We start from the raw sequence: 20,404 nt of genomic DNA, 5'->3' as shown, positions 1-20,404 counted from the left end.
GAGGATGATCATGCCCGAACTGCCGGAAGTGGAAACCGTTCGCCGCAGCCTGGCCGGCCGCATCACCGGGCTGACCATCGAAAAGGTCGAACTGCGCCTGCCCAAGATCGCCATTGCCCTGCCGGGCACGCTTTTCACCGACGCCCTCGGGGGGCGGCGGATCATCGAACTGGGGCGGCGGGGGAAGTATCTGTTGCTTCACCTCGACGGCGATGAGACCCTTGTCATTCACCTGCGCATGACCGGCCGGCTCATCCACCTCCGACCCGAGGAACGGGGAGCGCCGGAGCCGGCCCACACCCACGCCGTCTTCTTCCTCGATGACGGCAGTCTGCTTCGCTACACCGATGTGCGCCAGTTCGGCACGCTGACCCTGATGGCGACAGCAGCGGCCTTGCAACAGCCGGGGAAGGGGCGTCTCGGTCCTGAACCGCTGGCCGAGGACTTTTCCTTCCCTGATTTTCGCAACGCCCTTGCCAAGCGGAAGACCAAACTGAAACCGCTGCTGCTCGATCAGTCCTTCCTGGCGGGGCTGGGGAACATCTATGCCGATGAGGCCCTCGCCCGGGCCGGGCTCCACCCCGACCGGACGGCCGACGCCCTTGACGACGAGGAAAGCCGCCGGCTCTATGACTGCATCCGGACCGTCCTCCAAGAGGGCATCGACGCCAAGGGAACATCCTTCCGTGATTATGTCGACGGCGAAGGGCGCAAGGGCGAGTTCCAGGAAAAGCTGTGGGCGTACGGTCGGGAACGCAACCCCTGCCGCCGCTGCGGCGGCGAGATCGTTCGGGAAAAGCGCGCCGGGCGGAGCACCCATTTCTGCCCGCGCTGTCAAAAATAAGCGCCAAAAAATAAAAGGGAAAATGGAAAGAATGAGCAACCGGATTATCATACAGAGCAAAAACCTGGCCCTCAATTACGGGGTCCGTCGCATTTTCGAGAATGTCACCTTCATCATCCATGAGGGGGACAAGGTGGGTCTCGTCGGACCCAACGGAGCGGGGAAGACGAGCCTCTTTCGCGCGCTCACCGGTTCGGAGGAGCCTTCGGAAGGCATCCTCAGTTGGACCCAGGGCGTCCGTGTCGGCTACCTGCAGCAGGTGCGCACCCCGCCGGCGGGGCAGACGGTCTTCTCGGCGGCCTTGGAGGAACTGGCCGACATCCTGGCCATGCGCGCCGAGATCAGCCGCCTCGAACAGGAGATGGAGCGCCCTGAGACCCTGGCAGACGAGAAGGCGCTGGAAAAGGTCATGGCAGAGTACGCCGACCTTATCCACCGCTACGAAGAGGGGGGCGGCTACGGCGCCGAGGCCAAGGTCCGCTCCGTCCTCCGCGGGCTAGGCTTCGGCGAGGATGACTTTTCCCTGCCGGCAGAGGTGCTCAGCGGCGGCCAGAAGACGCGGCTCGCCCTGGCCCGCCTGCTCCTGCGCCCCTATGACCTGCTCATGCTCGATGAGCCGACCAACCACCTTGACATCGCCGCCACCGAGTGGCTCGAAGACTACCTGCGCGACTACCGGGGCGCTGTCCTGGTCATCTCCCATGACCGGTACTTTCTCGATAAAATTTGCGGTCGCATCTTCCACCTGGAACGGGGCAGCCTCGATGTCTACCCCGGGAATTACTCCCGCTTCTTGCAACTCCGCGAAGAAGCGTTGCTGGCGCAAAGACGCGCCTATGCGAAGGACCAGGCGGAGATCGCCCGCATCGAGGAATACATCCGGCGCAACAAGGCCGGCGTCAACGCCAAGCAGGCGAGGGGACGGGAAACGCTGCTCGCCCGGCGGGAGCGGATCGCCCAGCCGGTGGAGAGCATGAGCCTCCAGGATCTTAAGTTTGTCCCCCAGACCTCCAGCGCCGAGCAGGTACTGGTCCTCCGCGATCTGGCTGCCGCCTACCCAGGAAGGCCGCTTTTTTCAAGCCTTGACTTGACGGTCAAGCGGGGCGAGTGCATCGCCATCCTCGGCAAAAACGGCGCAGGGAAGACCTCGCTTTTTCGCATCCTCCTCGGCGAACTGCCGCCGGCCGGCGGCGATGTCATCTTTGGCCTCCGCGTCAAGCCGGCCTACTACGCCCAGGAGCAGGAACACCTCAACGGCAACGACACGCTGCTGGAGGCGATCCGGGGCATGCGGCCCATGACGGAGGAACAGGCCCGCACTCTCTTGGGGCGCTTCCTGTTCCGGGGCGACGATGTGTTTAAGACGGTCGGCGTGCTGAGCGGCGGCGAAAAGAGCCGCCTCGTCCTGGCCCAGTTGTTTTTGACGGGCGCCAACCTCCTCCTACTCGACGAACCGACGAACAACCTGGACATCGGCGCCAAGGAAGCCCTCGAAGAGGCGTTGGCTGATTTTCCGGGCACCCTCCTCGTCATCTCCCACGACCGTTTTTTCCTGGATCGACTGGCCGACCGGGTGCTGGAACTGGCCGATGGGCGTTTTACCCAGTATCTGGGCAATTACTCCGACTACCGGGCCAAGAAGGCCGAACGGGAAGCGGCGATAAAAGAAGCGGCCCAGCGCGCCACGATGACGTCATCGCAGGGGCGGAGCGATGGGCAGACGACCGTCAACAGCGGCGCCCGTAGTAACAGCGGTTCCACAGGCGCTTCCGGCGGGGCCGCCAGATCCGGAGGGGCGAAGATCACCAATCCCTGGAAACGGGAACAGGCCTTGAAGGAGGCCGAATCCCGCATCACCCGTCTGGAGGAACGGCTGCAAACCCTGACGGAAGCCTTGGCGGATGAAAGCACTTACCGGGACGGAGAGCAGGCTCGCCGCACCCAGGAGGAGTACGAACAGGTTCGCCAGGAACTGGCTGACGCCTACGCCCAATGGGAGGCAGTTGTCGAATCGATGTAGTTTCGCCACGGAACCTGTCGCCGGAACCCAACTGAGTCAGTGGAATCCGGCTTCAGCCCTTTAGTCCCTTTCAGTGGACCTTTTCCCAGGACCGCATAGTATATCGGGAAAAGTTCAACCCGGGAGGGACCCATCTTGGCAGCATGGTCATTGTTGGGGTTGGCGATCGCCTTGAGTTTGGACGGATTCGGGGCCGGTGTCGCTTACGGGATCAAGCGCATCCGCGTTCCCTTGGGCTCCTTGTTCGTGATCTGCCTCTGTTCCGCCCTGGCTATGGCGCTCGCCCTTCTCGCCGGTCGGGGGTTGACGGTGCTGATCCCCGGCGAGTGGGCCGGCAGGCTGGGCGGCGGCATCCTGATCCTGTTAGGCCTGTTTCAACTGTTCAATGTCGCCAGGGAAGACCGTTCACAAGAAAACCTGGGATCGGGAGCGGAGGCCACCGCCACGGCGCCGGCAATCGCGATGGCAGTTGGTGAAACGCTGGAGGTGAAAGCGGAAGAGGTGCTGTCCATCACCCTGCGGCCCTTCGGACTGGTCATCCAGGTCCTGCGCGAACCGACCCAGGCGGACCTGGATCATTCGGGCGAACTGGGACCGCAGGAGGCCTTGCTCCTCGGCTTGGCGCTGAACATGGACGCTATCGCCGCCGGTTTTGGCGCTTCCATGGTGGGCGCTTTGCCGCTCTATGCGCCGCCGGTGGTCGCCCTGACCCAACTTGTCTTCGTCTGTTCCGGCCTCTACTTTGGCCGGATGCAGGCCCGCTGGGCCGGTGGAACCTGGCTTGCTTATGGCGCGGGATTGGTGCTGATGGGGCTCGGTTTTGCCAAGATCATTTCTTGACAACGCTGTGTCCCGGCCCGAAGAGAAAAACGAGAGAGAGCCGGAGACTTTTCTGTCTAAATCATACGTTCGATGCATAAATATGGAAATGGAGGCAGCCTAGTGAAAGTAATCGGTTTGACCGGGGGCATTGCCACTGGGAAGACGACGGTGGCTGCCTGCCTGCGCAGGTTGGGCGCCGCTGTCATCGATGCCGACGTGGTGGCCCGTGAGGTTGTAGAGCCGGGAGAACCGGCCTGGAGGGATATTCAGAGCGCCTTCGGTCCCGCTGTTTTCCGCCCTGACGGCGCCCTTGACCGGGCTGCCTTGGGGCGAATCGTCTTTGCCGACCCGGAGGCGCGCGCGCGCCTGAACGGGATCGTCCATCCCCGGGTGAACGAGCGATTTCAACGGGAACTGGCTCAACTGGCCCGGCAAGGGTCAAAGGTGGCCGTCCTCGATGTGCCCCTGTTGTTTGAGGCTGGAATGGAGACGATGGCCGACGAGGTCTGGGTGGTTGTCGTCGACGAGGCGACCCAGGTCCGCCGCGTCATGGAGCGGGACAACCTCGATGAGGACGCAGCCAGGGCGCGCATGTCCGCCCAGATGCCGCTCGATGAAAAAATCAAGCGGGCCGACCGGATCATCGATGCGGGCCAACCCCTGCCTGACATGTTGAAACAGGTTGAAGGGCTGTGGAAGGAGGCCGCTCGTGAAGCGGATTGAACCGATCAGGGCGCTATCCATCCCCCGCTTGGCTCTCGCCGTCCTCTTCCTGGCCGTTGTGGGCAACCTCCTCTGGTACAGCCCTTGGGTGCAGAAAATTTTCTACCCTGTTCCCCATAAGGCACTGATCATGAAATACGCTTCCGAATACCAGATGGATCCCTATCTGGTGACGGCGATCATTCGCCGGGAGAGCAAATTTTTGCCCTGGGCCGAGAGCGAACGGGGCGCCAGGGGTTTGATGCAACTGATGCCCCAGACGGCCGAGTGGATCGCCGGACAGATCCCCCTGCGCGGTTATACGCCGGAGATGTTGCATGATCCGGAGACTAACATCCGCATGGGGTGCTGGTACCTGGCTAACCTGAAACAGGAGTTTTACGGAAACATACCCTTGACCATCGCCGCCTACAACGGCGGCAGGGGGAACGTGCGCCAGTGGCTTCGGGAACAAAAATGGACAGGCAAGGAACAGACCCTGGAATTGATCCCCTTTCCGGAAACGCGAGCCTACGTCAAGGGCGTCCTTCACGATTACTCCATGTATCATCAACTCTACGATTAGGGTGTTTTCGCCGCTCCGGCGGTGGATGCGCTGGTTTATCCGAAAGGGGCAATCATTGCCGGTGTTGGCGCGCTTCGCCGTTCATATTCGCATCCTACAAGGTCATAATAATAGGGGTTTGAATAGACGGGGGTGCGCCTATGGAACTGCAAGAAGTGTTGGTCATCATCTTGAGAGCCCTCATCGTTTATTTTTCCGTGCTGGTCATCATGCGGATCATGGGCAAGCGGGAGATCGGGAAGCTGTCGCCTGTTGATCTGGTGGTCGCCATCATGATCGCTGAATTGGCCGCTATCCCGATGGAGGACCCTTCCATACCCCTGCTCCACGGACTGATTCCGATCGGTGTGCTGGTGCTTGCCGAAGTGGGCTTCTCTTACCTCTCCATGAAATCGCCCGTCGCCCGCGACTGGCTAAACGGTTCGCCGACGGTGATCATCGAAAATGGGCGCCTCTTGGAGGGGGAGATGCGGCGGACCCGTTACAACCTGAATGACCTGCTGGCCCAATTGCGCGAAAAAGACGTGTATAACATCAACGATGTGGAGTTTGCCATCCTGGAAACGTCGGGCAAGCTTAGCGTCATCCCCAAATCGCAAAAGCGTCCCGTCAACGCCGAGGACCTGCAAATTCCCACGGCCTATGAGGGTTTGCCCACACCGCTGATCCTCGACGGGAAAGTGGATCGTCGCAACCTGCAATCCATCCAGTTGGATGAGGAGTGGTTGATCAAAGAACTGCAAAAACATGGAGTCACTGCGGTCGATCAGGTTTTCTTCGCTTCCCTGGACTCAAAGGGAGAGTTCTATATCTGTCAGAAAGCGCCTGTCTACGGTCAAAAACCAAAGGCGGCGCAGTTAAGTCCCTAAGTCAGAAAAGGGCATTTGCCGGGAAAGGGAGGGATGCTGTCAGAAGGGTTTTATCGCCCTTACATAACAATCATTGACGGTTGGGTCTAGTTTTCGGTACAATTACCTTTGGATGGTCGATGGTTTTTCCATAATCTGTTGCAAGAGACCCTCTTCCCTCAGTGAGGGCAGAGAAAGGAGAGAGTTGACCCTTGATGTTATGGGAGACTCTGTTTGCCCAGAAGTACGACTTCATTATGGTTCCGTTACAACTGCTGATCGTGTTCTGCACCGTCTACTACATGACCCTGTCCGTCTTCGGCTTCTGGAGGAAGAAGGAAGGGCCGCCGGCGTCGCCGGAAAAGACCTTTGCCCTTGTCGTGGCCGCCCATAATGAGGAATTCGTCATCGGTCCCCTGGTGGAGAACCTGAAGAACCTCGACTACCCCAAAGAACTCTACGAGATTTTCATCGTCGCCGACAATTGCACCGACCGGACGGCGGCCATCGCGCGCGACGCCGGCGCTCAGGTCTATGAGCGGTTCAACCGCCAACAGCGGGGCAAAGGCTATGCGCTGGAGTGGATGTTTGAGAAGATCTTCCGCATGGAGCGCCACTTTGACGGCATCTGCATCTTTGACGCCGACAACCTGGTCAAGCCCAATTTTCTGATGGAAATGAACAAAAAAATGGTGGAAGGCCACCAAATCGTCCAGTGTTACATCGACTCGAAAAACCCCTTTGACACCTGGGTGACGGCCACCTTCTCCATCGCCTTCTGGCACACCAACCGGTTGCTCCAGTTGGCGCGGTACAACCTGGGCCTCTCCAACCTGCTCGGCGGCACTGGGATGTGTATCTCGACCAACCTGCTCCGTGAATACGGCTGGGGCGCCACCTCCCTGGTCGAGGATATGGAGTTCTCCATGAAGGCGCTGATGAATGGCATCAAGACCTCCTGGAGCCATGAGGCCGTCATCTATGACGAGAAGCCGCTGACCTTCATGCAGTCCTGGCGGCAGCGCAAGCGCTGGGCCCAGGGCCACGTCGACATCTTTTTCCGCTACTTCCCCAAACTGTTCTGGCGCGGTCTCACGACAGGCAACTTCTCCATGCTCGACGGCGCATTGCATCTCTTTCAGCCGGCGCTGGTCGTGCTGGTCTCCCTGTTCATGATCCTCAGCGTCGTTGAGCCGATCAGCCTCAGCTTTACCCAGTTGTTCAGTTCGACCATCCACCAGCAGGTTTGGATGTTCCTTTCCTACATTCAGTTCGCCATGCCCCTTGTCGCCCTCATGTTGGACAAGGTCGACCGGCGCGCCTGGAAGTGGATCCTCGTCTATCCCGTCTTCGTCTACAGTTGGGTGCCCATCGTCTTCCTCGGCTTCTGGCACCGCAACAAGCGGGAATGGAGCCACACCCTGCATACGCGCGGTCTCTCCTACAACGAGGTGATCAAGTAATCCGCCCGCAGGGCGCAAATAAAGGGTAAGAAACCGTTCCGAGGCAAGGGAGGCGCAGGCTTTCCTTGCCTTCAATTTTAATGCAAAATTATTGTTTATTTTTTCTGCCTGTCTGGTATAATAAACGAGGTTTGCGACCACATTAAAAACAATCATTGGAGGTATGCTTATGCTGCCCGTGCCGAAGAAGTTTTTTATCACAGCGGCTGCTGCGGAAGGGAAAAGCAAACTGACGGCGTTCGACAACGCCCTGTTAAAAGCCGGGATCGGCAATGTAAACCTGGTCCGGGTTAGCAGTATCCTGCCTCCCGAGTGCGAGTATACGCCCGGCATGAAGATCCCCTATGGCGCCCTTGTGCCGACCGCTTACGGCTCCATCGTATCCGACATCCCCGGTGAGACCATCGCGGCGGCCATCGCTGTTGGCGTATCACCGGACAGCTTTGGCGTCATCATGGAACTGACGGGCAAGTTCACCAAAGAAGAGGCGGAAGCCCGCATCACCCGCATGGTTCAGGAAGCCTTTGAGGTGCGGGGCATGGAACTGAAGGAGATCAAGGTCCAAGCCGTTGACCACACGGTGGAGAAGATCGGCTGCGCCTTCGCCGCCGCTCCCCTTTGGTACTAAACCGTTTCGACTTCCTTCACCTGCCCGCAAGCGGCAGGTGATTTCTTTCTTCTGGCTTCGCCTGAGCGAATCGCCTGCGAATCGATTGGAAAGGGGCAATGACCGCATGTCCTCCGGTTTTTGGTATACAGAAGAGCAGACGCCCAACCTCCGCTACAGCAGCAAAATCACCCAGACCCTCCATACGGAAACGACGCCCTTTCAGGAACTGGCCATGATCGACACGGTCCAGTGGGGGCGCATGCTTGTCCTCGACAACATGGTCATGACGACCATCAAGGATGAATTCGTCTACCATGAGATGATCAGCCATGTGGCCCTGAACACCCATCCTAACCCGAAAAAAGTGATGATCATCGGCGGCGGCGATGGCGGCGCTATCCGCGAGTGTGTCAAACACGCGAAGGTGGAAAAAGCTGTGCTCTGTGAGATCGACGGCCGCGTCATCGAGACATCGAAGGAGTATCTGCCCGAGATCGCCTCGGCTCTCTTCGGTCATCCGAAGGTCGAGGTGCTCGTCGCTGACGGCGTGAAACATATCCAGGAGAACGAGAACGAGTATGACGTGATCATGGTCGACTCGACCGAACCGGTCGGTCCTGCTGAAGGGCTCTTTGCCGCCGAGTTCTACCAGGCTGTTTATCGCGCCCTCAAGCCCGATGGCATCATGGTCGCTCAGACCGAGTCCCCCTTCGTCAACGCCGACCTGATCAGCCGCGTTTTTAAGGATATTCGTTCCATCTTCCCCGTTACCAAGTTATACCTGGCCTCCATCCCGACCTATCCTTCCGGTCTCTGGAGCTTCACCATGGGTTCCAAGCAGTATGACCCTGAGGCGGTTGATGTGAGCGCCATCCCCGAAATGGAGACGCGCTACTACACGCCGGCGCTGCACAAAGCCGCCTTCTGCCTGCCCAAGTTTGTGCAGGACCTGATTAAAGAGTAGAACAAAATTCCAGACAAAAAAGCATTGACGGCAAGGGCGATTTACGATAAAATATCCCTTGTCGGCACGGAGCAGTGGTGTAGAGGCCTAACATGCCAGCCTGTCACGCTGGAGATCGCGGGTTCGAATCCCGTCTGCTCCGCCATCTTGCCTCGGTAGCTCAGTCGGTAGAGCAGAGGACTGAAAATCCTCGTGTCGGTGGTTCGATTCCGCCCCGAGGCACCACCTGCGGGAATAGCTCAGCGGTAGAGCATCGCCTTGCCAAGGCGAGGGTCGCGAGTTCGAATCTCGTTTCCCGCTCCAGATTGATCAGAAATCGCCACCCCGGTGCAGGGTGGCGTTCCTATTCTCCGGAATGCTTTTCTCCGCCGGCGCGCTGTCTCAGCGGCTAGCGAATCAGTGAAGCTTGCGCCGGGCGACGATGTAATACTCTTTTCCGTCATGGGAGCCCTCGGTGTGGAATTTCATCCCGTTTTTACGCAGAAAGGTCAGGATGGAATCGGTCTGATGAGCGTCATTGGCGTCGACGGAGATCACCAGTTCATCGCCGTCGCGGAGTTGGTTCACATAACGGTCCAGGCGGTGGATATCGTCGGGATAGACGATATCACCCACGTCGGTGGAGAAGTCGACCAAGCAAATCACCTCCTCCACTTTAGTCTCTCTTGACGAAAGGCCATTGAAGCTGGTAAAATTTAAGTTACCTATGGCGGCATCGCCAAGTGGTAAGGCAAAGGTCTGCAAAACCTTTATTCCCCGGTTCGAATCCGGGTGCCGCCTCCAGACATACGCCATTGACCTGCCGGTGTGGCGGAATTGGTAGACGCAAGGGACTTAAAATCCCTCGGTCGCAAGACCGTGCCGGTTCGAGTCCGGCCACCGGCACCATACGTAAGCGGCAACGACCTCAGGAGCACTCTCCTGGGGTTGTTTTTTATAAAAAAATAACGAAAAATAATTTCAATTACCTGGCAATTATCGACAGTTTTCACCATGACATAAACTGCAGTTTTCCGTAAAATGGGCATGTACTCTTTCGTAAGGCGGGATCAAACATGCTTATTCGACAGCGGAAACTGCGGCGAGAGCAAGCAAAAAGCGATATCTGTTGCGATGGGTTGTCGGAGGAGCGTTACAACATAGCCTTTCATTGCAACCCAGCGTTGCTGTCCATCACATCGAGCGTTGACGGCGCCTTTATTGATGTGAACCATGCCTGGCTAGAAGCCATGGGCTACCGGCGGGAAGAGGTCATTGGCCATCGGCCGTTAGAAATGGCGATGATCGATGCCCATGAGTTGTTGAAGCTAAGAGAAACCGTCTCCATCCAGGGAACGTTCAAGAATGTGCAAACGAGATTGCGGACAAAGCAGGGAAAAGAAATGATCTGTCTTGTCTCAGGTTCCATGATCAGATTGAACGGAAAGGACTGTTTTTTTTCGAGCTTAGTCGATATTACTGACCAACGCCGGATGGAAAAAGAATTGTCCCGGCTGGATCGTTTGAGCCTGATCGGTCAGATGGCCGGCGGGATCGGTCATGAAATCCGGAACCCCTTGCAAACGGTGCGGGGTTTCCTTCAACTGTTCCAACGGAAGGAGATCTACCGGGAGGACTGGCCGCATTTCGAATTGATGATCAACGAGTTGGATCAGGCCAACGCCATTATTTCTGAGGTCCTCTCCCTAGCAAGAACGCGGTCGTCAAAGTTGGAATTGAAGAACCTGAATCTGATTGTGCACAAGATGGCCCCATTGTTGCACGCGCGCGCCTTCAGCCAGAACAAACATCTGGAAATATCCCTGGACTATATTCCCATGGTGATGGTCGATGAAAGAGAGATCGGCCGGATGCTGTTCAACCTCGCACAAAATGGACTGGAGGCGATGGAGGAGCGGAAAAGCCTCACCATTCGGACCTATACGCTGGCAAGCGGTCAGGCTGTCTTGGAAATCCGGGATCAAGGGAAAGGAATATCACCGGAAATTGCGGAAAGGTTGGGGACGCCTTTCGTCACGAACAAGGATGGCGGCACCGGGCTGGGGCTGGCTGTCTGCTTCAGCATCGCCGAACGCCACAACGCCAAGATCGAGTTTGAAACAGGCGCTCAGGGAACAACCTTTTATGTCCTTTTTCCTGGTCCTGTCTCATCCGGCGCCGTGGCTGTACAGTAAAAATCAGTTTTGTAGTCTATCCGCATGTAACGGCTAATAAAAAAAGGCCTCGCTAGTTTTTTGGAAAAATGCCAAAAGACCGGCGGGGCTTTTTTGACTCCGCTGTTTAAACAATATTTTGACAGTATTTTGTCACTTTTGATTGTACGGAAACGTACATTGTGGTAACATGTACGTGGGCACAATAATGAGTTGCTTTGCCGCAAAGGTAAAGCAATCCCCGGCTCTTTCTGTACTCAAGAGTCGGGGGTTTTTTTGTTTAAAAAAGCTCGCCGGGGCCATACTGACGGTGTACTTTCGCTGCTGAAGGAGAGATGGCCCATGCCTTTGGAAAACGCCATGACCGCCGACTTCCTGCGCTCCGCCTACGGTGGCGAGAGCATGGCCCATATGCGATACACCATCTGGGCTGATGTAGCTGACAAAGAGAACATGCCCAACATCGGGCGGCTTTTTCGGGCGATCGCCTATGCCGAGTGGGCCCACGCGCGCAATCATTTTCAGGAATTGCGGGAACAGAAAGGCGACTTCACCGTTCCTGCCGGCGCGGTCTTCGGAATGGGGAAAACGGTGGACAACCTGATCGGCGCCCGCAACGGCGAGTTGCATGAGATTGAGCAGATGTATCCCGTCTATCTCGAATCGTCCCGGTTTCAGAACGAAAAAGGCGCTGAACGTTCCTTCCACTACGCCCTTGAGGCGGAGAAGATCCATGCCAGGCTGTTTGAAGAGGCGCGAAAATCGGCCGAAAAAGGGATGGACATGGCGCTGGGGCCGGTGCATATCTGTCAGATCTGCGGTCACACCGTCGTCGAGGGGATCCCTGATGTATGTCCCATCTGCGGCGCAAAAAAGGAACAGTTCCGCACCTTCGCCGCATGAAGCGAAAAAATTTTTTTCCGACAGAAGCAGGAAGCATCAATAATTTATAGAATAGATACGATAATAAGGGTAGCAGGTGACGATTCGTTTCTGGAGGGGATGTTGGATGGCTTGGGATCCATCGGAATTGCCCAAAATCTGGGCTGAACTGCTGACCAAAGACGAGATAGACGATCTGCTTTCACTCCTCCATCAATCGGAGGAATGGCTGACGCCGGCGGTGTAAGACAAGGTCCGGAACATGTAGCAGAAACAAAGGAACGAACAACCAGATGAAGCATCTGGACGAAACAATGGTGAAAGAACGGTTGGAAACCGACTAAAAACCGGACAATAAAAACAATGATCATGTAACAATGAGGGTTCCGCCGTAGGGGAACCTCTCTTTTTTTGTGTCACCGGTTCAGGCGGTAAATCGCCCAGGCGAGGGCCGTGGCAAAGGATGACCAGAGGGCGTAGGGGGCGAAAAGCAGCGCCGCCGCGCGGGAGTAAGGCCAGGATACAAAGACCAGCAGGGTCGCTGTGACAGCGATGGCCGCCGTGTCGAGGAAGGAATAGAAGAGGTTCCTGCTGAAGGACTGACCGATGTAGAAGAGTTGGTTGAAAAACCAGTTGGCGAGAAAGACAGCCTTCCAGGAGAGGCCGATGCGGCGCAGGCCCACCTTGTCCCAGAGAAGCGCCACGGCAAGGGAGATGAGGGCGAAGATGATCATCCAGGCCATGCCGACGACCATCCCCGGCGGGGACCAGGAGGGCTTCTCTAGCGATGCGAGCCATTTGCGGTCCATCGGAAAAATCCAACTCAGGGCGGTAAAGGCGACGTAGTTGAGAAAGAAAACGGCAACCGGTGAAAGCCGATCCATCGTGCCATTCTCCCTTTCCTTGTGATTTTTTGGGGTTGCCTTAGTCTTACGCAACCCCTTCTCTGGATATCCCTGCGTTGATGGCGGTTCATCGGGAAGCAAATAAAGGAAAAGAACGACTGCTGTCAAAAATGATAATTATGATGCCTGACCCAAAGTCCAGAGCGAAGTGAGTGAGCCGTTGATGGGGGATCTGCTTTTTCAATGCAAGGTGTGGTTGCTCCGGCTGAAACGCTACCTCCGCTGGCTGGTTTCTCGCCGGCAAGGCGACACGCCGCAAGGGATATAAGGAAGGGATGATCCTGCGGGAGCAGGGCGTTGAAGCCGGCGTCGGCGGAGGCATGTGCCAGTTTTCCAACCTGCTCTACTGGATCGCGCTGCATCTGGACATGGAGATCGTCGAGCGTCACCGCCACAGTTACGATTACTTCCCCGATGTGAACCGGACGATCCCCTTTGCCTGCGGGGCCACCATCGCCTACAACTATATCGACTTCCAGTTTCGAAACCCCCACCGCCGGACCTACTGTTTCCGCATCTTTGTGACCGATACGGAACTGGTCGGCGAGGTCTATGCCGACAGCCCCCTCGATTTTACTGTCTCGGTGATCGAGCGGGACCATCGCTTTTTCGAAGCAGGAGGGCAACGCTACCGGGAGAACCGGATCTACCGGATGGTCAAAGACCTTAATGGGGATTTGCGTAAAGAGGAATTGGCGGCCCATAACTGCTGCCGCGTTTTGTATTGAGCCAGCGCTTGGTTGGTAGTGGGGCAGTGGGCGTCCGTCCGCGCTTGGTCTCTGCCGCTGCCTCGCCCTTGCTGGGGGAGCAAAGCAGGGTATGTTTTTACTTGAGGTGGATGACAGCATGTTGGAACAATATCGAACGGTGAACGGTTACGGAGAAGCCGTTTATGAGATTGAGAAGTCGCGGTTTATCGCCTACGTCGATCGGGCAGAGACGCCCGAAGCCGCCCAGGCTTTCATCGCCGCGATCCGGAAAAAACACTGGGACGCCACCCATAACTGCGCCGCTTATGTCTGTGGAGAGCGAGACGAAACGCAGAAAGCCGATGACGACGGCGAACCTTCAGGGACGGCGGGCAAACCGATCCTGGAGGTGATTAAAAAGACGGGGCTCAAAGACACCGTTGTTGTCGTGACCCGCTACTTCGGCGGGATCAAATTGGGGGCGGGCGGTCTTATCCGCGCCTACGGCAAGGGCGCTAGCCTGGGGTTAGAGGCAGCCGGGGTAATCGAACGGCGGCTCTTCACCCCTATTGCTATCGAGATCGACTATGCCTTGTACGGCAAATTCGAACAGGAATTGCGTCTGCGGGGCTACCGCATCCAGGAGACCCAGTTTGGCGCCGCTGTGACGTTGACCGCCCTGGAAGAGGCGGGGCAGGAGGAGCGCTTAGAACGAATGGCTGCTGATTGGTCCTCGGGCTGCGCCGAACTGTCGCGCCGGGGCGCTGTCTATGTGGACAGCAGGGTGAACGGGGGATAGGTGCTAGAAACGACGCTAGATACGGTGCTGGATACGGCGCGGGGATAGGGTGAGTTGGCCTAGGATGTGCCATAAGAGCACTGCTTGCAAGAATGTGCTGAAATAATATGATTACATGGATAGTGATGCAATAGAGATTTTCGGCTGTAGTAGATGGAGATAATAGAAGTATTCATCGTGTTGAGAGAGAATTATGATGTGTTAAAACTATCTGTATAACTTTATTTGTCGCGTTACAGAATGTAGGAAAGTCCGGAAATTCTATGTAATTAATAAAAATGGGTTGCTTCATCCTTGATTGTGCGTTATACTCCTACACGTCTTCTTTTTCAAGTCGTTATCCCGATAGCGACTTTATTTTTTTGGCGAAAGGAGTGACGCAACATGAAAAGGAAGATTGCATCCATTGCCGCCAGCCTGCTGGCCGGCGTGATTTTCTTCACCGGAACCATCTCCCCGGCAGCCGCCTTCTATCAGAAGTTCACTACTGAACAGGCGATCGCCAACTACAACCAGTACCTGAGCACCTACACCAACACGGACGTTCCCCGGGTCAACCAGTACCGGGAACAGTACAAGAGCATCAAGGGCAGCCTAGCTGACCAACTGATCGAACGGGCCGTCTGGTACATGGACCATGGCTACACGGTCTATGGCCACCTCTATAAGGGGTACAAGGACTATGGCATCGTTGACTGCTCGAACTTCACCTCGCTGGTCTACAGCGATTTCGGCTTCAACATCACCACGACCTCTCGCGAGTATGGCTCCGTTGGGACGAAGGTCCAGGGCGTCTACGCCGCCAAAGAGGGCAGCTACTGGACGATCAAAGGGACGGAAAAGCTCCTTCCCGGCGACCTCTTCACCTTCTACGCCACTGACGCCAACGGCAATAAGTATATCAGCCACGCAGCCATCTTCATGGGCATGGTCAACGGTCAGCCGCTGATCATCAACACCATGGACAAACGGCCCACGGCTCTCGGCACCGTGAACGACTTCCGTTACTGGTACGGCAGCAACTTCTTCTCCGTCCAAAGGGTACTGCCCGCCGGCTCCTGGACCCCCGGCCAGACCATCACCGGTCACACGGCCAAGCCGCCGGTCATCCCCGCTTCCTATGTGCTGCCTCCGCAGAAGCCTGTCGTGATGCCGAGCGGCACCACCACGACTCCTGCGCCGGCCCCGACTCCTGCTCCTGCTCCTACGCCCACCCCGACCCCGACCCCGACGACGCCTCCCGGCGGCATTGAGGGACGGATTTACGCGCAGCCTGGCGACACCCTGACGCTGATCAAGGGCGCTTATCTGAAGAGCGATGCCAGCAGCACCGCTTCTTCGATCAAGTACCTTTCGGCGGGTACAACCGTCAAAGTAATCTCCCAGACCAAAAACCCCAACTGGTGGATCTATGTCCAAACCGCCAGTGGCACGAAAGGCTATGTCACCAACTCGCCCACCTATGTGAAGCTGACCCCGGCTACCCAGGTGGCTGGCGTCACCAACACCTATACGGTGAAATCCGGCGACACCCTGTGGCGCATCGCCAGCAGCCAAGGCGTTTCGGTCACTGACCTGATGAAAGCCAACAACCTTACCTCCGGCGCCATTTATCCTGGTCAGACGCTGCAGATCCCCGCTTCGTCTGCCGGTCAGTACCGTGTCGTTGCCGGGGACACCATGTGGAAAATCGCCAGTAAGCTGGGCGTTTCCCTGAACAGCCTGCTCCAGGCCAACCCCGGAGTGGATGCTAACCAGCTTTATGTCGGTCAAGTCCTAAAGGTTCCCCAAACCAGCCAAGCGCCGGCCCCTCAGCCGGCGCCCCAACCTGCTCCTGCACCGTCGAGCGTGACGGAGCAGGTTGTCCAACTGGTGAACGCTGAACGGGCGAAAGCCGGTCTGAAGCCGCTCCGCGCCGACAACGCCACCCTGAACCGGATGGCCCGTGACAAGGCTGTCGACATGATTCAGAAGAACTACTTCAGCCACACCTCGCCGACCTACGGTTCTCCCTTCGCCATGATGGACAAGTACGGCATCCAATACGGCTATGCCGGCGAAAACATCGCCAAAGGGCAGACCACGGCCCAGCAGGTGATGAACGACTGGATGAACAGTTCCGGTCACCGCGCCAATATCCTGAGCCCCAACTTTGACACCATTGGCGTCGGTTACTACCAAGGCGCTTGGGTGCAGGAGTTTATTAGCGCGCGATAAAAAATGAAAAAAGAACGCCGCAGCGATAACAACATGAAAAAGCATCCGCACAACCCATCTTAACCTCGGGTTGAAGCGGATGCTTTTTCTACGTTAACCCCCCGCCTACTCCTCCCCAAACCCCGCCAACCGCTTGGCATACCCCAACAGCCGCATAATGCACAGGTTCCGCCGGCGGAAAGCCCCTGTCATATGCAACAAATTGTCCGGTTTGGCGTTGATCTCCACGATAATGGGCGCATCGGAGCGACTGGGGATGATGTCGATGGCCAGTTCTCCGAAGGGGCCCACCTCGCTTTCCAGAAGGGCGAGCGCTTTCCGGCAGAGGGCGTCGGCGCGCTCTTTAAAGGCCTCTCGCCGTTCGACGCCCATGGACGCTTTAAGGATGCGGCTGGCCAGGAGGTCCCATTCCACGTTGGCGTTCATCGGGAAGAGGTTGTCGGGCGCGACCCGGGCGACCAGGCCTGAGCGCAGCCAGACGCCCTTGCTGTTTTTGACGTAATAAAATCGCGTCTCCACCGGCCGGTCTCGGTAGAGCAGGGCCGGGATGCCCTGCTGAATGATGGCCTTGCTGCTGCGGGGGATCTCCTTGATGAAGGCGGCCAATTCTTTCTCGTTGGGGTTGAACACCTCTTTCCAGGCCGTCCGTTCATCCAGTTGCCGACCACGGGCGCAGAGACGGTTGTCGGGCTCGAACTGCAGTTTGATGACGTCTTTTCCTCTGAAGCCTGCAGCCGGCTTGATGAAGACGACGCCATGACGGAAGAGCATCTCCAGGACCTGGCCGGCGTCGATCAAGGGCTGTGTCTCCGGAAGATAAGGCGCGATCTCAGGAGAACGCTGCAACACCTGGTGGCTGACCAACTTATCTCCGGAGATCTTGAACAGCGACGGCGGGTTGATGAAGGGGATTTTGTAGTGGTACTGAAGGCGTTCGCGCAGCGCGTTGGCGCGGTGCACCTCGGCGTATTCGTCGGCGAACATGCGGTCGTAGATCACGTCAGGCATGGGAAAATCATGGGGGATCCACTGTTCGTTCTCGCTGCCGGTGGACACATACCCGCGGACGGTGCGCTTCCCAGGGACGATGCTGTCCACGTTGAACACATAGGCGCAGATCCCCTTGCTTCGGGCCAAGCGGATGATCCGCCGGTAGATCTTCGTCTGCTTGCCGAAAAACAGTTCGCCATGCTGGGCGCGAGGACCGAGGATGCCGAGGAAGGGGCCGAGGCGGATCGCCTGGACGCCGTCCCGTTGAATACTGAAGTTTTGATTTTCCAAAGACGGGAGTTGCAGCAGTTCCGCCGTTTCCGGGGAAATCTGCACATACATGCTCTCCTGATCTGCCGCCGGCTCCACCTGTGCCTCCGCCACAGCGGAACCGGCTCGGAGCGTCAGCCCTTCGCCTCTGCCGACACCCAGCCAGGAGCGGAGGGGACCGCTCAAAAAGGCCAAGGCCGGTGATGCGTAAAACTTGTCGGGGATGGCGATCCCCCAGGCGGCGCGCAGGTCGGAACTGTCGTCCCAGGTCTGGCGGGCCAGGATCTGCTCAAACAGCGGGAGCAGGATGTTCTGGTGCTCGGCGAAATCATCGAGGCGGACGATCTCGTCGAGGATCCCTTTCACGTCGTCATAGAGAAGATCCGTCTTCGCTTTGTAGAAAGCCTCCTGCAAAGCAGGCGAAGTGAGCGGGCGGGAGAGACAGAGCCGGTAGTTTTTGATGATGATTTTGACCCAATGAAGCACAGCCCGGGCGGTGGCGGGATTGACGATCCAACTGGGTGTCGTCATGTATTGGAAACCATGGGGTGCAACGCGGAAAGCGCCCAATTGGCCGTGTCTGGTCCGGTGACGTCTGCGACCACGTTGGGGATGTTCGACAAAGAGGAGGGGGAGGCTCAGGTAGTTGTCGAGCACCCGGATCATCTCCAGGGTGGGCACGATGCCGAAATGGATATGCCCGCCCACCTGGTATCCGGCAAAAGGCATGCTCCCAGCCAGCCATTGCACATTCCGGTAGGGGCAGGCCTGGGTGCCCATCCGCATGATCCGTTCCATCGACGCGATGATGGCGTCGGGGTCTTTGGATGGTTCCGGGCGGATCTCCCCCAGGGGGAAAATCTTGTTGGTGTTCTCCAGGCTCCGGTCATCACAGCCGATGGGACCCTCCATGGGCCAAAAGAAGGATGCAGGAAGCATGCGCATGGTCTGCGTCTGACGGAGCATGAATTCCACGTCACAGCCCAAGGTGAAGTCGGACGACAGCGGCGCGTGTTGGAGATCAAAGGCGAGGCGCTGCACGGCTGTGGGGTATCGGGTGATCCAGTCCTCCGGGAGCGTTTCGCCGGCGTTGACATCGAGCACCACGAGCCGATCCTCGTTGTTCAGCGCCAGATCGACTTGCCCCCAGCGCAGCCCCAGGGCGTAGATGGAACGGACCGCCAGGGTGATCATCTCTTCCGTAGCGGTCATCGCCTCATAGGACCAGCCGAAAGCGGGTGTTCGGATCGGATACTCCAGGTTCTGGATGCGCTTCGGCGCCGCCTTGAAGGCCTCCACCGCTTCCAGACCGATGATGCAAATCCTGTAATCTTCTTTGATGTTCAGCAACTGGACATAATAATCACTTGGCTGTTCCCGGGTGGACTCATAATCCTCGACAACCCGGATATCTTCCCCCTGATGATGGCCGTAGGTGCGCCCCAGGATCGGAAACAGTGTTTCCGGCGTCGGTTCCACCACGTCCGGGCAGGGGAGCCGGTTGAGTTGAAGCAGACGAATGGTCGTTTCCTTATCCCGAGCGTTGAGCACGGCCTGGGGTGGGTTCACAATAGAGGAGAAAGGGCATTCTCCTTCATGAGGCGGTTGTTCAGCAACCATGAACGATAATACCTCCCATACCACACTGCTTACTGTTAAGATACGGCGTATGGAATTTAATGGTTCGCTCTTTATCCGTGGCGGGAGGGGAAAAGAATGGCTGCAATTTTTTCATGGCGGATATCGAGGAGGAAACGGAGGTGGCTGGATTCGGCCTGCGTTTCCGAGGCGCCGGCGCCGGTAGGAAGTTGATCGAGGGCGTTCTCCAGTTCGACGAGAGATTCCCAGAGGCGACGTTGAGAATCGAGCAGTGATTGCCATGTATGTTTGTCCATGGCTGTTCCCCTTTCGACGAAAGGATGAGATGACCCGGTTGCTATAGCCGCCCTATTCTTTGTCAGGAAGGCGCCAATCCTTCTTCTTTGCCAGACGAACCCGTTTTTTTCCGACTAAAAAGCGCACAACGATCGGCGGGGAAGAATCAGCCCTTTGCGCAAAGAGAGAGGGCGGAAATCCGCCGGAAGGAAATGAGGCATAGGGAAACGAGGCATCAGAAAGCGAGGCGCCAGGAGACGAAGCATCAGGAAAAGAGGCATCATGCGGTTTGCTTTTGGAAGGGACAGTGGAAACCACGTGGCCTGAAGCGTAGGGGACGGTGGGTGCCTGCGGTGACTGTGATGTCGGGAGAAGGGGCGTTTGTTCCTCCGGTTTGTCTGTATCTGCGCTCCAGCGAAGCAGGAGGTCAAGCTTCAACTGCATCAGCACCTCCCTTTTGAGGAGTGCCGAGAGGATCTCGCGAATGCTCCGGTTCAGTTCGATGAACTGGTCGATGCCGACATGGGCGTTTTTGGCGGCAGCCTGCGCCCGGGCCGCTTCGGCTTCGAGCAGGCTCGCTAGGGATTTCTCTTCTGAGGCAAAAGCCACTATGAGTTCCCGGAATGCCTGATGGCATGCGGAATCACATGATTTGCCATGATCGGGCGATTTCATTGGGCATTCCCCCTTTGTTCACCATATATGCCGGTGAAAAGGGTGGGATGTCCCTTAGCCAGGTTTCTTTTCAATAGGAGCCGTTATCCC

The 20,404-nt window shown here is 57.4% G+C and carries 18 protein-coding genes, 5 tRNA genes and 1 pseudogene; 19 read left to right on the top strand and 5 right to left on the bottom strand.

Translation table 11 applies throughout. The features are described 5' to 3' along the window. Positions 1–10 precede the first annotated feature (10 nt). The 12 genes from mutM to GTO91_RS09105 all read left to right on the top strand — a co-directional run bounded on the left by mutM (position 11) and on the right by GTO91_RS09105 (position 9,162). A complete protein-coding gene (gene mutM / locus GTO91_RS09160) occupies positions 11–844 on the top strand; it encodes a DNA-formamidopyrimidine glycosylase (protein ID WP_161258132.1) in 834 nt (277 codons plus the stop codon). A 31-nt stretch (positions 845–875) separates the two neighbouring features. Further along, positions 876–2,864: an ABC-F family ATP-binding cassette domain-containing protein gene (locus GTO91_RS09155; protein WP_161258129.1), complete on the top strand. Its 1,989-nt coding sequence runs from the start codon at positions 876–878 to the stop codon at positions 2,862–2,864. Positions 2,865–2,999: 135 nt separating this feature from the next. Continuing rightward, positions 3,000–3,704 (top strand): manganese efflux pump, encoded by a 705-nt coding sequence (locus GTO91_RS09150; RefSeq protein WP_161258126.1) that lies wholly within the window; start codon positions 3,000–3,002, stop codon positions 3,702–3,704. 102 nt (positions 3,705–3,806) lie between these two features. Then, positions 3,807–4,409 carry a dephospho-CoA kinase gene (coaE, locus tag GTO91_RS09145; protein ID WP_161258123.1) on the top strand — a complete coding sequence of 201 codons (603 nt, stop codon included), beginning with the start codon at positions 3,807–3,809 and terminating at the stop codon, positions 4,407–4,409. After that, positions 4,396–4,974 carry a lytic transglycosylase domain-containing protein gene (locus GTO91_RS09140; RefSeq protein ID WP_161258120.1) on the top strand — a complete coding sequence of 193 codons (579 nt, stop codon included), beginning with the start codon at positions 4,396–4,398 and terminating at the stop codon, positions 4,972–4,974. Before coaE ends, GTO91_RS09140 begins: the two co-directional genes overlap by 14 nt. Before the next feature lie 140 nt (positions 4,975–5,114). Continuing rightward, positions 5,115–5,843 (top strand): DUF421 domain-containing protein, encoded by a 729-nt coding sequence (locus GTO91_RS09135; RefSeq protein WP_161258117.1) that lies wholly within the window; start codon positions 5,115–5,117, stop codon positions 5,841–5,843. A gap of 194 nt (positions 5,844–6,037) precedes the next feature. Continuing rightward, positions 6,038–7,285, top strand: a complete 1,248-nt coding sequence (locus GTO91_RS09130; protein WP_161258435.1) for a glycosyltransferase family 2 protein — start codon at positions 6,038–6,040, stop codon at positions 7,283–7,285. A gap of 169 nt (positions 7,286–7,454) precedes the next feature. After that, entirely contained in the window at positions 7,455–7,913 is a 459-nt protein-coding gene (locus tag GTO91_RS09125) for a pyruvoyl-dependent arginine decarboxylase (protein WP_161258114.1), read from the top strand. A 106-nt stretch (positions 7,914–8,019) separates the two neighbouring features. Then, positions 8,020–8,859: a polyamine aminopropyltransferase gene (gene speE / locus GTO91_RS09120; protein ID WP_161258111.1), complete on the top strand. Its 840-nt coding sequence runs from the start codon at positions 8,020–8,022 to the stop codon at positions 8,857–8,859. A 68-nt stretch (positions 8,860–8,927) separates the two neighbouring features. Continuing rightward, positions 8,928–9,004 (top strand) — tRNA-Asp (locus GTO91_RS09115). A 4-nt stretch (positions 9,005–9,008) separates the two neighbouring features. Continuing rightward, positions 9,009–9,084: transfer RNA gene (locus GTO91_RS09110), tRNA-Phe, on the top strand. 3 nt (positions 9,085–9,087) lie between these two features. Then, a tRNA-Gly gene (locus GTO91_RS09105) sits at positions 9,088–9,162 on the top strand. 93 nt (positions 9,163–9,255) lie between these two features. Here GTO91_RS09105 and GTO91_RS09100 read toward each other — a convergent pair. After that, positions 9,256–9,495 carry a hypothetical protein gene (locus GTO91_RS09100; protein ID WP_161258108.1) on the bottom strand — a complete coding sequence of 80 codons (240 nt, stop codon included), beginning with the start codon at positions 9,493–9,495 and terminating at the stop codon, positions 9,256–9,258. Between the two features lie 72 nt (positions 9,496–9,567). Here GTO91_RS09100 and GTO91_RS09095 point away from each other — a divergent pair. The 4 genes from GTO91_RS09095 (at position 9,568) to GTO91_RS09080 (ending at position 11,915) form a co-directional block, all read left to right on the top strand. Next, positions 9,568–9,642: transfer RNA gene (locus GTO91_RS09095), tRNA-Cys, on the top strand. 18 nt (positions 9,643–9,660) lie between these two features. Further along, a tRNA-Leu gene (locus tag GTO91_RS09090) sits at positions 9,661–9,747 on the top strand. Between the two features lie 167 nt (positions 9,748–9,914). After that, positions 9,915–11,033: a two-component system sensor histidine kinase NtrB gene (locus GTO91_RS09085; RefSeq protein ID WP_161258105.1), complete on the top strand. Its 1,119-nt coding sequence runs from the start codon at positions 9,915–9,917 to the stop codon at positions 11,031–11,033. A gap of 321 nt (positions 11,034–11,354) precedes the next feature. Beyond that, positions 11,355–11,915: a rubrerythrin family protein gene (locus GTO91_RS09080; protein WP_161258102.1), complete on the top strand. Its 561-nt coding sequence runs from the start codon at positions 11,355–11,357 to the stop codon at positions 11,913–11,915. Between the two features lie 395 nt (positions 11,916–12,310). Here the strand turns inward: GTO91_RS09080 and GTO91_RS09075 are convergent, their stop codons facing one another. Beyond that, the gene (locus GTO91_RS09075) at positions 12,311–12,778 is read right to left on the bottom strand and encodes a TspO/MBR family protein (RefSeq protein ID WP_161258100.1); all 468 of its coding nucleotides are present in this window, start codon (positions 12,776–12,778) and stop codon (positions 12,311–12,313) included. Positions 12,779–13,044: 266 nt separating this feature from the next. Between GTO91_RS09075 and GTO91_RS09070 the strand changes: the two are divergent. The 3 genes and pseudogenes from GTO91_RS09070 to GTO91_RS17830 all read left to right on the top strand — a co-directional run. Then, positions 13,045–13,527, top strand: a pseudogene (locus GTO91_RS09070) (VanW family protein); the annotation flags it as partial. 118 nt (positions 13,528–13,645) lie between these two features. After that, on the top strand, positions 13,646–14,287 hold the full coding sequence (locus GTO91_RS09065) for a YigZ family protein (RefSeq protein ID WP_161258097.1): 642 nt from the start codon (positions 13,646–13,648) through the stop codon (positions 14,285–14,287). A gap of 384 nt (positions 14,288–14,671) precedes the next feature. Continuing rightward, positions 14,672–16,504, top strand: a complete 1,833-nt coding sequence (locus GTO91_RS17830; RefSeq protein ID WP_207708996.1) for a LysM peptidoglycan-binding domain-containing protein — start codon at positions 14,672–14,674, stop codon at positions 16,502–16,504. A gap of 105 nt (positions 16,505–16,609) precedes the next feature. Here the strand turns inward: GTO91_RS17830 and GTO91_RS09050 are convergent, their stop codons facing one another. The 3 genes from GTO91_RS09050 to GTO91_RS09040 form a co-directional block, all read right to left on the bottom strand. Beyond that, the gene (locus GTO91_RS09050) at positions 16,610–19,384 is read right to left on the bottom strand and encodes a putative amidoligase domain-containing protein (protein WP_161258094.1); all 2,775 of its coding nucleotides are present in this window, start codon (positions 19,382–19,384) and stop codon (positions 16,610–16,612) included. Between the two features lie 71 nt (positions 19,385–19,455). Then, complete coding sequence (locus GTO91_RS09045; RefSeq protein ID WP_161258091.1) at positions 19,456–19,659, bottom strand: hypothetical protein; 204 nt, start codon at positions 19,657–19,659, stop codon at positions 19,456–19,458. A gap of 52 nt (positions 19,660–19,711) precedes the next feature. Continuing rightward, positions 19,712–20,314, bottom strand: a complete 603-nt coding sequence (locus GTO91_RS09040; protein WP_161258088.1) for a hypothetical protein — start codon at positions 20,312–20,314, stop codon at positions 19,712–19,714. Positions 20,315–20,404 lie beyond the last annotated feature (90 nt).

Origin of the sequence: Heliomicrobium undosum (genome assembly GCF_009877425.1) — a bacterium.
Classification (GTDB): Bacteria; Bacillota; Desulfitobacteriia; order Heliobacteriales; family Heliobacteriaceae; genus Heliomicrobium; species Heliomicrobium undosum.
Note: the sequence above shows the minus strand (reverse complement) of the source record. Positions and strands in the feature narration are given on the sequence as shown.